Origin of the sequence: Planococcus antarcticus DSM 14505 (assembly GCF_001687565.2) — a bacterium.
Classification (GTDB): Bacteria; Bacillota; Bacilli; order Bacillales_A; family Planococcaceae; genus Planococcus; species Planococcus antarcticus.
Window position 1 is genome coordinate 327,933 of sequence record NZ_CP016534.2, and the last position, 14,110, is coordinate 342,042.

General features: G+C 42.6%; 14 protein-coding genes and 1 riboswitch. Of the genes, 9 read left to right on the top strand and 5 right to left on the bottom strand.

The window, feature by feature from the left end; all coding sequences use genetic code 11:
* Positions 1-39: 39 nt before the first annotated feature.
* From BBH88_RS01765 to BBH88_RS01780, 4 genes are all read left to right on the top strand, one after another.
* Positions 40-654 carry a PH domain-containing protein gene (locus BBH88_RS01765; RefSeq protein WP_006831054.1) on the top strand — a complete coding sequence of 205 codons (615 nt, stop codon included), beginning with the start codon at positions 40-42 and terminating at the stop codon, positions 652-654.
* Positions 655-762: 108 nt separating this feature from the next.
* Positions 763-948, top strand: a complete 186-nt coding sequence (locus tag BBH88_RS19530; protein WP_006831053.1) for a hotdog family protein — start codon at positions 763-765, stop codon at positions 946-948.
* A 302-nt stretch (positions 949-1,250) separates the two neighbouring features.
* Positions 1,251-1,352, top strand: a riboswitch (purine riboswitch).
* 146 nt (positions 1,353-1,498) lie between these two features.
* A complete protein-coding gene (locus BBH88_RS01775; RefSeq protein ID WP_006831052.1) occupies positions 1,499-2,086 on the top strand; it encodes a xanthine phosphoribosyltransferase in 588 nt (195 codons plus the stop codon).
* A gap of 5 nt (positions 2,087-2,091) precedes the next feature.
* On the top strand, positions 2,092-3,399 hold the full coding sequence (locus BBH88_RS01780) for a nucleobase:cation symporter-2 family protein (RefSeq protein ID WP_006831051.1): 1,308 nt from the start codon (positions 2,092-2,094) through the stop codon (positions 3,397-3,399).
* Positions 3,400-3,445: 46 nt separating this feature from the next.
* Here the strand turns inward: BBH88_RS01780 and BBH88_RS01785 are convergent, their stop codons facing one another.
* Positions 3,446-4,441, bottom strand: coding sequence for an alpha/beta hydrolase (locus BBH88_RS01785; RefSeq protein WP_006831050.1), 996 nt, complete (start codon positions 4,439-4,441; stop codon positions 3,446-3,448).
* Positions 4,442-4,712: 271 nt separating this feature from the next.
* On the opposite strand from BBH88_RS01785, the gene BBH88_RS01790 reads away from it, so the two are divergent.
* Positions 4,713-5,450, top strand: coding sequence for a hypothetical protein (locus BBH88_RS01790; RefSeq protein ID WP_006831049.1), 738 nt, complete (start codon positions 4,713-4,715; stop codon positions 5,448-5,450).
* A gap of 111 nt (positions 5,451-5,561) precedes the next feature.
* Positions 5,562-6,500 (top strand): ring-cleaving dioxygenase, encoded by a 939-nt coding sequence (locus BBH88_RS01795; protein ID WP_006831048.1) that lies wholly within the window; start codon positions 5,562-5,564, stop codon positions 6,498-6,500.
* A 350-nt stretch (positions 6,501-6,850) separates the two neighbouring features.
* On the opposite strand, the gene BBH88_RS01800 is transcribed toward BBH88_RS01795, so the two are convergent.
* A complete protein-coding gene (locus BBH88_RS01800; protein WP_006829397.1) occupies positions 6,851-7,759 on the bottom strand; it encodes a proline dehydrogenase family protein in 909 nt (302 codons plus the stop codon).
* 304 nt (positions 7,760-8,063) lie between these two features.
* Here BBH88_RS01800 and BBH88_RS01805 point away from each other — a divergent pair, with 304 nt between their 5' ends.
* Both BBH88_RS01805 and BBH88_RS01810 read left to right on the top strand, forming a co-directional pair.
* Positions 8,064-9,473 (top strand): hypothetical protein, encoded by a 1,410-nt coding sequence (locus BBH88_RS01805; protein WP_065536243.1) that lies wholly within the window; start codon positions 8,064-8,066, stop codon positions 9,471-9,473.
* A gap of 137 nt (positions 9,474-9,610) precedes the next feature.
* Positions 9,611-10,930 carry an acetamidase/formamidase family protein gene (locus tag BBH88_RS01810; RefSeq protein WP_083387730.1) on the top strand — a complete coding sequence of 440 codons (1,320 nt, stop codon included), beginning with the start codon at positions 9,611-9,613 and terminating at the stop codon, positions 10,928-10,930.
* Positions 10,931-11,230: 300 nt separating this feature from the next.
* Here BBH88_RS01810 and BBH88_RS01815 read toward each other — a convergent pair whose 3' ends face one another.
* Entirely contained in the window at positions 11,231-11,791 is a 561-nt protein-coding gene (locus BBH88_RS01815) for a shikimate kinase (RefSeq protein WP_006829394.1), read from the bottom strand.
* Between the two features lie 252 nt (positions 11,792-12,043).
* Here BBH88_RS01815 and BBH88_RS01820 point away from each other — a divergent pair, with 252 nt between their 5' ends.
* Positions 12,044-13,084 (top strand): lactonase family protein, encoded by a 1,041-nt coding sequence (locus BBH88_RS01820; protein WP_006829393.1) that lies wholly within the window; start codon positions 12,044-12,046, stop codon positions 13,082-13,084.
* A 50-nt stretch (positions 13,085-13,134) separates the two neighbouring features.
* Here the strand turns inward: BBH88_RS01820 and BBH88_RS01825 are convergent, their stop codons facing one another.
* Positions 13,135-13,464 (bottom strand): hypothetical protein, encoded by a 330-nt coding sequence (locus tag BBH88_RS01825; protein ID WP_006829392.1) that lies wholly within the window; start codon positions 13,462-13,464, stop codon positions 13,135-13,137.
* A gap of 3 nt (positions 13,465-13,467) precedes the next feature.
* Positions 13,468-14,046 (bottom strand): SCO family protein, encoded by a 579-nt coding sequence (locus tag BBH88_RS01830; protein WP_006829391.1) that lies wholly within the window; start codon positions 14,044-14,046, stop codon positions 13,468-13,470.
* Positions 14,047-14,110: the final 64 nt, after the last annotated feature.

Below are 14,110 nucleotides of genomic sequence, written 5' to 3' on the forward strand. Positions count from 1 at the left end.
AACAAACCACTATTTTATGGATAAAGGGGAATTGACGAGATGTTTAAAAAAATGGCTTCAGAAGCTCTTGGTTTATCAGATATAGGAAAGATAATCGATCCGCAAGATTTTGACAAAACGGATTCTGATGACTATGTTATGTACGAAGATGGGGAAAAAATCTATTTTCTAATCAAGACAAAAGCAGACGAATACTGCTTCACTAACCTTGCCATCATTCACGTCGATGGAGATAGTGCAATGTCGTCGAAACGGACCTTGAAGCGCTATCCGTATTCTCAGCATACGATTTCAGGTGTAGTTCTCGAAACCGCTGGTAAAATCGATCTAGATGTAGAAATCGCGTTTACTGTAGGGACAATTCCTTTTAAAATTGATGTTCAAAAACAGCAAGCGGAACGTTTAACAGATCTTTATAAATCGCTATTGAGAATTGCTGAAAGTACTCATGAAAATTCAATTATCATCAATATGGCCAATAACAGCCTGGAAAAAGCCGTCGCCATCCTGCAGAATTCGAGGTCCGGTGATGTGGCATTAGATGATCAATACTCGAAACTGACCGATTTCGGTTTTACCTGGATGACTTCTGTCCGCAATCAGTATCATGTTAAAGATTTTGGTGATGTTTTTGAAAAGTATATTAATAATTAACAGAGAAAAGATGGATGCCGAATCGGTACCATCTTTTTTTGTTGGTCTTCTGAGGCTCGTGTAGCTACTAGCGAACGAAAGAGTTTTGAAAAAATAGGAGGAGGCATCGTGTATAAAACGATATTGACGCCAAGAGTTTCAGAGACAGACGCAGTCGGCCATATCAATAATACGACTGTACCGGTATGGTTTGAAGCAGCGAGAAATCCGCTGTTCGACTTGTTTACACCCGATCGTAATTTTGCGAAATGGAAAATGGTCATTGTAAAGACCACGTTGAAATTTACCGGATAAATTAATTTTGGAAAGCATGTTGAAGTGGTAGCGTGGATCAAGAAAGATTGGCAACAGTCGGCTGGAGCTATGCGAAGAGCTTTATCAGTCCGACAATCTTTGCGCCCGTAATGATGCTGTCTATGTGAACTATAATCTAGAAAGTGAAGCACCCGAAAACATTTCAAAAGCCATTCGATAAGAGCTGATCAAGCATTTATGGAAAGAACAGAAAGACAAAAATGCAGATTCTGTCTGAATAAAGGGAATATTTTTTTAAATACATGCTCTCTTGATAAGGAATAGTGGCGTGCTATAATGAGAGCATTCAAATACAATCTACTCATATAATCGCGGGGATATGGCCCGCAAGTTTCTACCGGTTTGCCGTAAACGAACTGACTATGAGAAGCAACGAAGCAGAAGGAGTGCGCCTGTTTAGGTGTCTATTCTTGTTGTTTCCTTTCGAATTCAAGCTCGAAGGACATTGCTCCACTCATGGTATGGATGGATGCACGTTCTGAGGGCTTTTTTTCATGCCTTCAGCCGTGACAGAAGAGGAGCTGACAGCATGAAAAAATTACAGGATAAAATTTTATCGGACGGCAAAGTCTTGTCAGAATCGGTATTAAAAGTAGATTCATTTTTGAATCATCAAATTGACCCACCATTAATGCAAGCTATTGGGGAAGAGTTTGCATTACGCTTCAAGGAAGATGGCATTACAAAAATTTTAACGTTAGAATCTTCAGGAATTGCACCTGCGATGATGACCGGGTTAGTTTTGGGTGTGCCCGCGATATTTGCAAGAAAGCGCAAATCACTGACATTGGTTGATCATTTATACACAGCAAGCGTCCATTCCTATACCAAAAATGAAACGAATGATATTTCCGTTTCAAAAGATTTTCTCCAAAAAGATGACATTGTGCTGGTGATGGACGATTTTCTTGCCAATGGCCAAGCGGCTCTTGGATTATTGGACATTGTTGAACAAGCAGGCTCAAAATTAGCGGGCATTGGTATCGTTATTGAGAAAGGATTCCAGCCAGGCGGTAAATTGCTCCGTGAACGCGGCATTCGTGTGGAGACATTGGCGAACATTGCGTCTTTAGAAAATGGGAAAGTGTCATTTTTCGAGGAGGCTAACACGCGATGAAAAAGATGATGGGCGAAACGGCTTTAGGATTTCAGCATGTATTGGCAATGTACGCAGGAGCGGTATTGGTACCACTAATTGTAGGGGAAGCGCTTGGACTGACACCAGAACAATTAACGTATTTGGTAGCGATTGATATTCTGCTTTGCGGAGTAGCGACGATTCTTCAAATTGTCAGCAACCGTTTCTTCGGCATCGGGCTTCCGGTGGTTCTTGGTTGCACGTTTACCGCGGTTGGACCGATGATTGCCATTGGCGGGCAGTACGGCATATCCGCTATTTACGGGGCTATTCTCGTTTCCGGGTTATTCGTTGTTTTGATCAGTGGGTTTTTCGGCAGTCTCGTTCGCTTTTTCCCGCCGGTTGTTACGGGAACAGTAGTTACAATTATCGGTATCACGTTAATTCCTGTAGCCATCAACAATATGGGTGGTGGGCAAGGAGCCAGTGATTTTGGTTCACTTGTCAATATCGGTCTGTCTTTTGGTACTCTCTTATTCATCGTTTTCTTGTACCGGTTTTCCAGCGGTTTTCTAAGAGCCATTGCCATTCTTTTGGGGTTGGTCATTGGGACAATAGCTGCTGCTTTCCTTGGGAAAGTGGATGTTTCGCCGATCGCTAATGCCTCATACTTCCATATGGTCGAGCCTTTTTACTTTGGAACTCCGACATTTGAATGGCCAGCTATCTTAACGATGATTTTAGTAGCCATGGTGTCATTAGTTGAATCGACAGGCGTCTACTTTGCACTTAGTGACATCACAAAAAAGAAAATTGCCGAGAAAGATCTGGCAAAAGGATACCGAGCGGAAGGATTGGCTATTGTACTTGGTGGAATATTCAATTCTTTCCCTTATACAGCCTTTTCACAAAACGTTGGGCTCATCCAGATGTCCGGTGTTAAATCACGAAAAATCATTCTGATTGCAGGCATCATGCTGATCACGCTTGGATTTGTTCCGAAGATCGCTGCTGTGACGACAATCATCCCACCGTCTGTACTTGGTGGAGCGATGATCGCCATGTTCGGTATGGTCATTGCGCAAGGCATTAAAATGTTGAGTACAGTTATCACCGATTCTCAAGAAAACTCTATGATTATTGCTTGTTCTGTCGGAATCGGGCTCGGCGTTACGGTGGTTCCTGAATTATTCGTACAATTGCCTTCAAGCATCCAAATTTTAACCAGCAACGGAATCGTAGCAGGCAGTGTTACCGCTATCGTCTTGAATATCTTGTTCAACATGCTGCCTTCTAAAAAGCGGAAACACACTACGGCTGTTGTAAAGGAAAGTGCAATAAACCAAGGATGAAACAAAAATGAGCAAGCCGCTTGTCTGCGGCTTGCTCATTTTTGTTTTACTTACTATGGACGAATAGGAATTGGAGGGTTTTTTTGAGCGTTTCCCGTGCATCCTCTGTACTTAAATCATATTGGTATTCATGCTTCAGGTTTTTCTGAGTGCCTTCGAAAAATACGGAACTGACCCGAACGTCATAGGATTGCAGAACAGCGACCAGTTCAGTAGATTGCGAGACAAAAGGATCTGCGTCGCCGACTGTGACGAATACAGGCGGAAAGTCCGAGGTGACATGCTGGACAGTAGACAGCTCATCAATTTCTGGTAACGATTCGAATGGTTCGGCACCTGTATAAGCTGTTAAATAAACATCAATATTTGGGAAAGCTGTGGCTCTGACTGTGTCCAGGTTATACAACCCACACAATAGCAATGCTCCTTGAAGCTGGCTATTGGAGATGGCCGGCTGGATCGCCATTGTTTTGGCCAATTCCACATTTGACACAAGAGCGGCAACTTGGCTAGCAATCTGCGCACCCGCTGAATCGCCCCCTACAAATACACGGTTCATATCCCCACCGTATTCAGCAGCGTGAAGCTGCATATAAGCGAGTGCCTGGTTGGCCTGCAGCACTGGACCTGGATAAAGAGACGCAGGGGCCAGTGCGTAATTAATGTTCGCCACTACATATCCGGCATCCGCCAAAGCCATCGCATAGTCCTGACGACTGTCTTTGGAACCTCCAACATAACCCCCACCATGAATCCACAAAATAACCGGCATTGAATTGACTGTCTCCCTAGGATGGTAAATATCCAGAAAGCTGTTAGTAGAATCACTGTAAGACAAGTTTTTAACAACCCTCACTCGGTCGCTGATCTCATTGATGTCCGGTGGTGGGCTGAATGCGGCGGATCCTGAGATTTGTATAGATGCGGAAGCATCGGGAGAAAAGGTAATTTCCTCAAAAATGGCTATCACAAATAAAAGAGTGATCAAGGAAACCGATATGATCCATTTTTTTTGAGTCCAGTGTTTCATTTTTGCTCCCATACTATCCATCCTTTAAAGTGAATTTTATTGGTTGCAGTATATTGAATGCCCGTCCATTTGGGTATAGATTAAATGACGAAGAAGTTTGTTCAAATTCCAGTTAAGTCTAACTTCTTTATATAATAGCTATGCTACCATGAAAAAAGATAGTGACCAACGAATTAAATTCATCAAATTGAAATATATTTGTAATGATAATTATGTAGGAATGCAACATAAGGTGGGTACTTTAAGAGGTAGAGCTTTTTGAGCTTTCAAAAGGAGTGAGCGAATGTTTGGATTAGCAGATCTGGTTGCATTAATAATTTCTGCATTTATTATTTTACCGGTAGTTGTCTTCATTAGAGAATCAGGTTATTTGCTGATGAGTTTGATTCTGGGAGTGAGAAATCCCAGAATGACGATAGGGTCAGGACCAAGGATCATCAAAATAGGGATGTTCGATATACGACAATATTATCATTTATATAGTTGGTTTTCGTACGATTCACTGAAAAGAGAAGGGAAACTTGCTTATATATCGCTTTATGCAGGCCCGATCTTAACGAATGTCATTGTGGCATTTACAATAAATGCCTTAATAGCGAATGGTATGTTCGAAGAATATGAGACGTTTTGGAATCGTTTCGTCTTTTACGCCTTTTATTTCGTTGTTTTTGATATTGTGCCAATGAAAACTGCTAACGGAATGCCCAACAACGGGCTGATTATTTATGAAATGCTTCGTTATGGCAAAAGAACAGATTACAACGATGAACCTTTCCTTCCTTCTACTTCAGAAGTAGAAGACCAACATCAAGAAGACGCAGAAAAAATAGATGAGATTAAAGAACAACAAAAAGAGCAAGTGGAAGTAGAACAGGAAAATTCGAATATCTCGAAATCCGAAGAAAATCAGGTAAAAGAGGAAATCGAAGAAGACAAACAGGATTACAAGGAAGACTTGAAAGAAGTTAAAGATCAAAAGAAACAACAATTGAAAAAACACGAAGATAATATACCCAAATGATGATGTTAGCCTAAAGAAATTTAGTTGAGAAACCCATTTCGATATCTTTAATTCGAGATAACTGAATGGTAAGCTACTTAGGTAGATTCAATAATAAAGGAGAGCTGCAAAATGGCAAAGAAATCAATGGGGATCCACCATATTACCGCAATTGTTGGAGATCCACAGGAGAATGTAGATTTTTATGCCGGTGTTTTGGGTTTGCACTTAGTAAAGAAAACGGTGAATTTTGATGATCCAGGAACCTATCATTTGTATTTTGGCGATAAAACCGCAAAACCTGGAACCATTATCACGTTCTTTCCTTGGGGTGAAGCCTATAAAGGGAAAATTGGAGATGGGCAAGTGGGCGTCACTACCTACGCAGTTCCTGCCGGAGCTTTGGTTTTCTGGGAAAAAAGGCTGGAGAAATTCGAGGTTCCATTTTCAAAAACAACGCGCTTTGAAGAACAATCCCTTACATTTGATGATCCGCACGGTCTTCATTTGGAGCTGGTTGAAAGACAACTAGGCGAACCGAGCAGCTGGTCAATTGGTGAAGTAACGGAAGACATTGCGATCAAAGGATTTGGTGGAGCTACCCTGTACACGGCCAATGCAGAAAAAACCGCTGAATTATTGGAAACGGTCTTAGGATTCGAAAAAATGGGTGAAGAAGGTGACTTCATGCGCTTTCGTGCAGCAAGTGAACTCGGCAATATCATTGATGTGAAATTGTCTCCAGTCGGCACAGGGCAAATGGGCGTTGGAACTGTCCATCATATTGCATGGCGTGCACAGGATGATGTCGACCAATTGGATTGGAAAGAGCAAGTGGAAACTTACGGACTCGGCGTGACGCCTGTTCAGGACCGCAATTACTTTAATGCCATCTATTTCCGTGAATACGGAGATATCTTATTTGAAATTGCTACTGATCCACCAGGATTTGCAATTGACGAATCACCTGAGTCTTTAGGAAAGGCCTTAATGCTGCCACCGCAATACGAAAGACACAGAAAAAATCTTCAGCAAGACCTGCCACCTATCCAAGTAAGAAACCTGGATTGAAACAAGAAAAGCGGAGGCGCCCGTGTAGTTCCGACAAGCGCTGGAAGCCTTGGCGGTAATGGCGTTCTTCGGCCATTGCGGACAAGGCTGAAGCGACTCGAGGAACTGGGCGCAGAAGTCTGGACAACAAGAAAAGCGGAGGCGCCCGTGTAGTTCCGACAAGCGCTGGAAGCCTTGGCGGTAATGGCGTTCTTCGGCCATTGCGGACAAGGCTGAAGCGACTCGAGGAACTGGGCGCAGAAGTCTGGACAACAAGAAAAGCGGAGGCGCCCGTGTAGATTCCACTCAGAGCAATCGGTTGATCCAATCGACATAAAGAAGCACATCCGGATTTTTCCGGATGTGCTTCTTTATCTTGAAACTAAACTTTTTAATGCCAAATTGATGTTTTGAGGCCTTTCAGCCAATCTTCTCATATAGTAGGCATACCAGTCCTGGCCAAAAGGAACATAGGTGGTGAAAGCAAAACCTTCTTTTGCCAGGTCTTTTTGCATTTCTGAACGAAACCCGTAGAGCATCTGGAATTCGAAGCTGTCCAATGGGATATTTTTTTCTTTTATAAATGTTTTAACCTGTCCAATAATATGATGATCGTGCGTCGCGATTGACGTGTATCCAGGAGCTTGAAGATGGATCTTGATCAGCTTCAAATAATTTTCATCGATTTCTTTTTTCTCCTGAAGAGAAACTTCTACGCTTTCTTTATAAGCGCCTTTTACAAGACGGAGACGGACATTCTGCAAGTTTTCCACGTCTTTTTCGGATCGGTATAGATAGGCTTGGATAACTGTGCCGACATTTTCGTATTGCTTGAGCAGAGCTTCGAGAATATCGAGTGTTTGCTGCAGGTGAGCATAATCTTCCATATCCAAATTGATGAAAATATCGTATTTTTCAGCAGCAGCGACAATTTCTTGGATATTTTGAAGACAGAAGGCGGGATCGATGTCCAAACCGATTTGTGTCAACTTAACAGACATATGTGCATTCACACTATGACTCTGAATAGCTTCTAGTGTTCGCAGGATAGCATCTTTGGCTCGTACCGCTTCCTCTTTAGTATGCACAAATTCACCAAGACTATCGATTGTTGCGCTAATTCCATTCGAATTTAGTTCTTTTACCGACTGCATCATACTTTGAATATCAGTTCCAGCAACCATTTTACCGGCCCCTAATTTCAAGCCCCATTTTTTAGCGGCGCTGTTTAACACCTGATTTTTAGACAACGCAATGAAAAAGCTCTTTGTTACACCCACATCTAACTCCTCCTATACTGTTAAAACACTTTGTCGATACAGCCTAAGCTTTTAGACCAGAGAAACGCCTTGCTCAATGAAATACAGTCCATTTCTTGGAGGGAATTGTTCTATAATTCATTGTTATCTCAGAGCATATCATACATGTATTAAAAATAAAAAATCTTAAGAAGTTGATGAGATTTCCTTGCATGCTTCTGCCACTCAATTTGGACTTGAAATGGGAATTTATAGAATTTGAAAAGTTGTGGAACAAAAAAGTGTAGAATAGAAAGAGGCAATTATGCCAGTCAGGGGGAAAAGAATGAATCATAAAGCTGCTCAAGGATTTATTTTTTCTGTTTCGGCATATGCCTTAGTGCATTTTATCACCTACTTTTTTGAGATTGCTGGATTAACCACGATGCTCTCAATTTTAGGTGTATTAATTTTATTGTCTGCTTTTTTCTTGCTGCCCTTCAAGAAAATTCAACTGCAATTATTTTTAGTTGTTATGGCCTTGGTTGTTCTTCTTTTCACGAGTAATTCTGTTGCGGACGATATAGTTCGAGGATTGCAGCAAATGAGAAGCCTCATCGGATTGCTGCTAATAGTGCCAATGATCAGTTGGGTTTTGAAAGAAGAACCTTATATAGAAGAAATTATGAGTTTCGCACATAATTTTCTAAATAAAAGCCAGAAGTTTTACTTTGGTCTCATGGCGATGACACAAGTGATCTCCCATTTCCTTTTGTTTGGAGTAGTTCCGATGATGTACCGTTTTATCGATACATTTTTAAAAGAGCATAAAGACGAGGCGTGGGAAAACTTTAAGGGAACAGCTATTCTGCGCGGGTTTGGGCTATCTACATTATGGGTCATCAGCATTCCTAGCTTTATTTTTGCTGTGGAAGCGCTGGAAGCGACTCTATGGAAATCGATTGCACTTGGGTTCGTTTTTGCTTTAGCGGGAACGATTTTATCAGTAATCTTTTCCTATTTCCAGGAAAAGAAATACGGAGTGGACTTTTCTCATGTTTTAGAACAAGAAGTCAATAAAGCCATGAAGAATTCACGGAATCAAGGAAACTTCAATAAAGATGTTGCGGAATTTGTTTTTCTATTCATTTCTCTGTTTGGGACTATTTTCTTTGTCCACGAAATAACTGGAGTGGAGTTTTTACTAACCGTTCCATTAGTCATCCTTATATGGTCCTTGCTGTATTTTCTAATCAAAAGAAAGTCCTCCAGTTTTGTTGTGGAGACCCGGTATTATTTTTCAACGGGAATTGCCAAGCAGGCACAGCAATTCAGCATTTTAATCGCTGCGGGTTTGTTAATCTATGCATTAAATCAATCGAATGTCGGCGACTATGTGATTAGCGGCATGAATTTTTTGACCGGAATCATCCCGTTGCTAAATATTCTGTTTCTGATTCCGTTCATTGTGATTTTCCTGGGGTTTATCGGATTGGGTCCGTTGCCGGTCATCGTTTTGGTGACTGGGGTGTTGGAGGGAATCTCTTTCCCGTATCCGCCGGAACTGGTGGTATTAGCCGTGACTTCAGGAAGCGTCATCTCTATCATCTTGTCGCCTTTTGTTATGCCGGTCATTATTTTAAGCAGTGTCAATGGATTAAGTGGAATCCGCAATGGCCTCCAATTCAATTTGAAATTTGCTATCGCTTTTTACATTATGGTCCAATTATTCATTCAGATAGCTATTCATTTATAGCAGAATCCTAATGCGCGTAAGAGTCTTTAAAGATTCTTACGCGCATTTTCTTAAGTTCAGAAGGTAGAAAATTGAAAGCTTGTAGTTCATGACGTATAATTCGAGATAACTGAATATTAAAACGAGGAGGTAAAAAATTGAATGGAAAAATTCAGACAACAAAAACAGCGGTCGAGACTTTGCTGGTCAACCGGTATATCGATGGTGTTTTAGATCCTGGAAAAGAAATGCTGGGTCCTATAAAAGATGGCGGGCATATCATTGCTCACACTGCTCCAGGGTGTTGGGGACCAATGATTACTCCTTGTATACGAGGTGGCCATGAAGTAACGCAACCTGTTTATGTCGAAGGCGCAGAACCGGGGGACGGCATCGTCATCAAAATTAAATCGGTCGAAGTGACATCTCAAGCTACATCTTCAGGAAATGACAGCCCTGTCGAAGGTCGCTTTCTCGGAGATCCTTTTATTGCGGTGAAATGCCCTGGGTGTGGAACAATGTATCCAGATACCGTTATCAAAGGCGTTGGACAGGAAGCTATTCGCTGTGCTAACTGCGATGCAGATGTGACACCATTCGTTTTTACCAATGGCTATACGATGTTTTTCGGAGAAAAGGGGGATGTGGGGATCACCTTATCCAAAGAAGCAGCAGAGACAATTGCTGAAGATGGCCGGGGTTACATGAAAACGCCTGAGAACTCTGTGCAAAATCCGATTGTGACGTTTGCGCCACATGATTTGGTTGGAACCATCGCGCGCATGCGACCATTTTTGGGACAGCTGGGAACAACACCTTCACGCCCAACACCCGATTCGCATAATGCCGGTGATTTTGGTTCTTTTCTTGTCGGTGCTCCACATGAATATGCGAGCACGCAGGAAGAGCTGGAGACTCATCGGACAGATGGTCATATGGACATTAGCCGTGTCCGTGCTGGAGCAGTTTTAGTTTGTCCGGTGAAAGTGCCAGGTGGTGGGATTTATCTGGGGGATATGCACGCCATGCAAGGAGATGGAGAAATTGCAGGGCATACTTCGGACGTTGCCGGTATTGTTCATCTTGAAGTTCATGTCATTAAAGGATTGAATAACGCAGGTCCTATTCTTTTGCCGAACGTCGAAGATCTGCCATATACTGCTAAACCCTTTACAGAAAATGAAAGACAAACGGCCCGTCAGCTTGCAGAAAAATGGAACATAGACAAGCTCGAAGAATCGCTGCCGGTATCTTTTGTCGGTACAGGACCAACCTTGAATGATGCCACGGAAAACGGGCTGCAGCGGGCAGCTGATCTGTTTAGCGTCCCCGTTCCAGAAATCATGAACCGCGCCACCATAACCGGATCAATTGAAATCGGGCGGCATCCTGGAGTGGTGACCATCACCTTTCTTGCACCTGAACATTATTTGAAAAAAGCAGGATTATTAGAGTTAGTGAAAGCACAATACTCCTAGAAAAGCGGAAGTGCCTGATCAGCTCTGACAGGTGTAAGACGATCTGGCGAAGCGGCGTATTTTGCCGCACAGCCAGAGCGACTTACATCCCGAAGAGCTAGGCACTGGAGTCTGGACAAAGAAAAGCGGAAGCAGCCATGGAGATTCGACGGGCATAAGACGCACCGACGAAGTGGCGCTTTTTGCCGCATAGCCGGTGTGGCTTATGACCCTAGAATCTGGCTGTTGGAGTCTAGACAATTAGAAAAGCGGAAGTGCTCATATACAAAAAAACCGCCATATCTCTGGCGGTTTCTCTTTTTATTTTGGCTGGGGTGCATGGATTTCCCAGGATAGTTTTAAAGCATCTGCCAAATAATCAGCGGCTTCTTCCGCTTTGAAATTATCGACCTGAAATTTGGAGTGATTCAATGCATAGATAGTTTGCCGTTCAAGAAACAGTGTTTTCATGTCTTCAAGAGAACGTCCTTTTAACAAAGGCCGGTTGTCGACTAGGATATGAACGCGGTCTTTCCAGGATTCCCATGAAATGTCGAGAAACAAGACGATGCAATTTGCCATGCAGATATCTTGTACTTCTTTTTGCAAAAAGGCACCACCTCCAACGGAAATGATATTCAAAGGCTGTTTGCTGTACTTTACAATCAGCTCTTTCTCTTTGGCACGAAAAGCCTGCTCACCATAGACTTCGAATATTTGCGGAATCGGCATTGCAAATTCTTTCTCAATCTCCACGTCGATGTCAATGAAACTGCGATAGAGTTTTTGAGCCAGCAGTTTTCCAACGGTTGTTTTTCCAACACCCATAAAGCCGATGCACACAATGCTTTTTTCGCGGATGGATAAACCAAAATTTCTCATGGGCAACCCTCTTTCTCTTATAATAGACTGGTCAGGTTTCATAGCTTACTTTAACTCATCTGTACCAGAAATTCACGGAAATTAAAAAATTACATTGTGGCGAAGTGATTGCTTCCAACCACCGCGAGAGGCAATATTCCCGCCATGAGCTTCTGCTAGTTTGACTTGCCTCTATAAAATAGATAGAAGCAGCTTGTCATCTCTTTTATAGCCGGAAAATGTGATTCATATTAGATATCGAGGAGGAATTTGATGGCATCTAGCTACTTGCTGACAGGATCGTATTCATCAGAAATAGAACAGGGCATCAAGCTCTGGGAGTTTGAAGACATTACCGGAGAATTGACAGAGCTAATGGGCGTAGCGGGTATTGAACGTCCTTCTTTTATTACTGTTCACCCGAACGGCACGAGCTTTATAGCTGCCAGTGAAGTGGATGATGGAGAGCTCGTCAGTTATTGGATTCATCCAGCTTCAAAAAAAATAGTGGAAATTAATCGCCAATCTTCGAATGGCGATCATCCGGCTCATGTCACTATCGATGAAACTGGGCAATGGCTGTTGTCTGTTACATATTCCGGCGCTACTGTTAATGTCCATCCACTGCGTGCAAATGGGGCTATCGGAGAGTTGGTGGCTTCAGTGCAACATGAAGGATCCGGACCGAACGCAGAAAGGCAAGATGCTGCTCACCCACATTCAATTATCCAGGTTCCAGGAAAAAACTTGTTTCTGGTGTCAGACCTGGGAACGGATACCATATCCACCTACAAGCTAGACGCTAATACGGGCGCATTGACGCTTAAATACAAAGTACAAACAGAAGGCGGAGCTGGTCCACGCCATTTAAGTTTTCACCCTGCAAAACCTCTAGTCTATTCATTAAACGAAATTAATTCCACGCTGTTGGTCTACAAAATCAGTCAGGAAGGAGAATTGGATTTTTTGCAGCTGTTGCCTTTAGTACCTGACAGCTACACAGGAGAAAATACCAGCGCAGAAATTGCTGTTTCAAGCGATGGTCTTTTTGTATATGCTTCTAACCGCGGTCACAACAGCATTGCGTCTTTTGCCATTCAGGATAACGGAACCCTGGAGAATATTGGCTTAATCGTGTCGGGAGGGGAAGGGCCGAGGCATTTTGCTTTAATTCCGGGGAATGTCTGGATGGTAGTGGCGAACGAAAATTCACATACGCTAACTGTTTTGAAAATTGTCGATTCAGGTGCTCCTTGTACCGTAGAGAATATTGTCCAGACCACCGCTCCAGTTTGTGTCAAAGTGATTACATGAATGCAATAACGGAAAAACAGCCAGAGAAATTTTTCTCTGGCTGTTTTTTATTACCAATCCTGTGATTCCTTTTCCGTGATGCCCAGTTCTTTCAGCAGTTGGATAAAGCCGCTGTCCCGATTGCCTTCAAAGGCTTTTTCAGTGCAGGAAGAATGTGGGGGATAATTGAGCTCCTGCGCTTCCCCCAGTGTTGATTCTTCCAGAAAGTTAGTGGCGTCAGCCTGCTCAAAACAGGAAGGTGCGATATACGTTCTAAACGAATGTTCCAGCACTACCCGACTTTCTGGTGCGGGTACATTTTCCCTTGGTATGAAAAAAAGTAGCAGCAATGCGGCAGCGGCAAGCAGCAGCGCAGCCGTCCAGATTTTTTTTCTTTTCATCTTTTATTCCTCCGCCAATAGGATTTCCGCATCCGCCAGAATTTCTTCAACCGGTGGATTTAATCCATCATAAAATTTCATGATGACGCCTTTCTGATCGACTAAATAAAAAGAGGTTCCATGAATGACCTGGTCATCATTTTCAGGTTTTCTGGCTAAAGTCTGAAAATTATCCATCGCAAACTCATCGATTTCTTCAGGAGTGTAGCCAGTTAGTAAATTCCAGCTGGATAAATCGGCTCCGTAATTCTCCGCATAAGATTTCAGAGTTTCAGGCTTATCAAATGCCGGATCCACACTGAAGGAAACAATCTGAACATCTAGTCCTTCGGCTTTCAATTGTGCCTGCAGGTCTGTCATGTTTGCCATCATTGGCAAGCAGACCGTGGTGCAGTTGGTAAAAACAAAGTCGGCCAACCAAACTTCGCCTTCCAGATCGGCCAAGCCGAAATCTTCATTATTATGGTTGGTGAAAGTGAAATCATCTATTTCCCATTCAAGAGGGTCTTCAATGCCCTGATTGCATGCAGTCAAAAAAATGCTGAAGAAAATAGCTAGCAATAGTATTCTATATTTTTGCAAAAAATTCAGCCTCTCTTTCAATAATACAAATATCCTTCTAAGCGTAGTGGATATTCTTGCTCTA

Bases quoted from the DNA above. Each gene is read 5' to 3' on its own strand.
- BBH88_RS01795 (WP_006831048.1), top strand. From the start codon at position 5,562: ATGGCAAAGAAATCAATGGGGATCCACCATATTACCGCAATTGTTGGA.
- BBH88_RS01820 (WP_006829393.1), top strand. From the start codon at position 12,044: ATGGCATCTAGCTACTTGCTGACAGGATCGTATTCATCAGAAATAGAA.
- BBH88_RS01825 (WP_006829392.1), bottom strand. From the start codon at position 13,464: ATGAAAAGAAAAAAAATCTGGACGGCTGCGCTGCTGCTTGCCGCTGCC.
- BBH88_RS01775 (WP_006831052.1), top strand. From the start codon at position 1,499: ATGAAAAAATTACAGGATAAAATTTTATCGGACGGCAAAGTCTTGTCA.
- BBH88_RS01785 (WP_006831050.1), bottom strand. From the start codon at position 4,441: ATGGGAGCAAAAATGAAACACTGGACTCAAAAAAAATGGATCATATCG.
- BBH88_RS01815 (WP_006829394.1), bottom strand. From the start codon at position 11,791: ATGAGAAATTTTGGTTTATCCATCCGCGAAAAAAGCATTGTGTGCATC.
- BBH88_RS01790 (WP_006831049.1), top strand. From the start codon at position 4,713: ATGTTTGGATTAGCAGATCTGGTTGCATTAATAATTTCTGCATTTATT.
- BBH88_RS01765 (WP_006831054.1), top strand. From the start codon at position 40: ATGTTTAAAAAAATGGCTTCAGAAGCTCTTGGTTTATCAGATATAGGA.
- BBH88_RS01780 (WP_006831051.1), top strand. From the start codon at position 2,092: ATGATGGGCGAAACGGCTTTAGGATTTCAGCATGTATTGGCAATGTAC.
- BBH88_RS01805 (WP_065536243.1), top strand. From the start codon at position 8,064: ATGAATCATAAAGCTGCTCAAGGATTTATTTTTTCTGTTTCGGCATAT.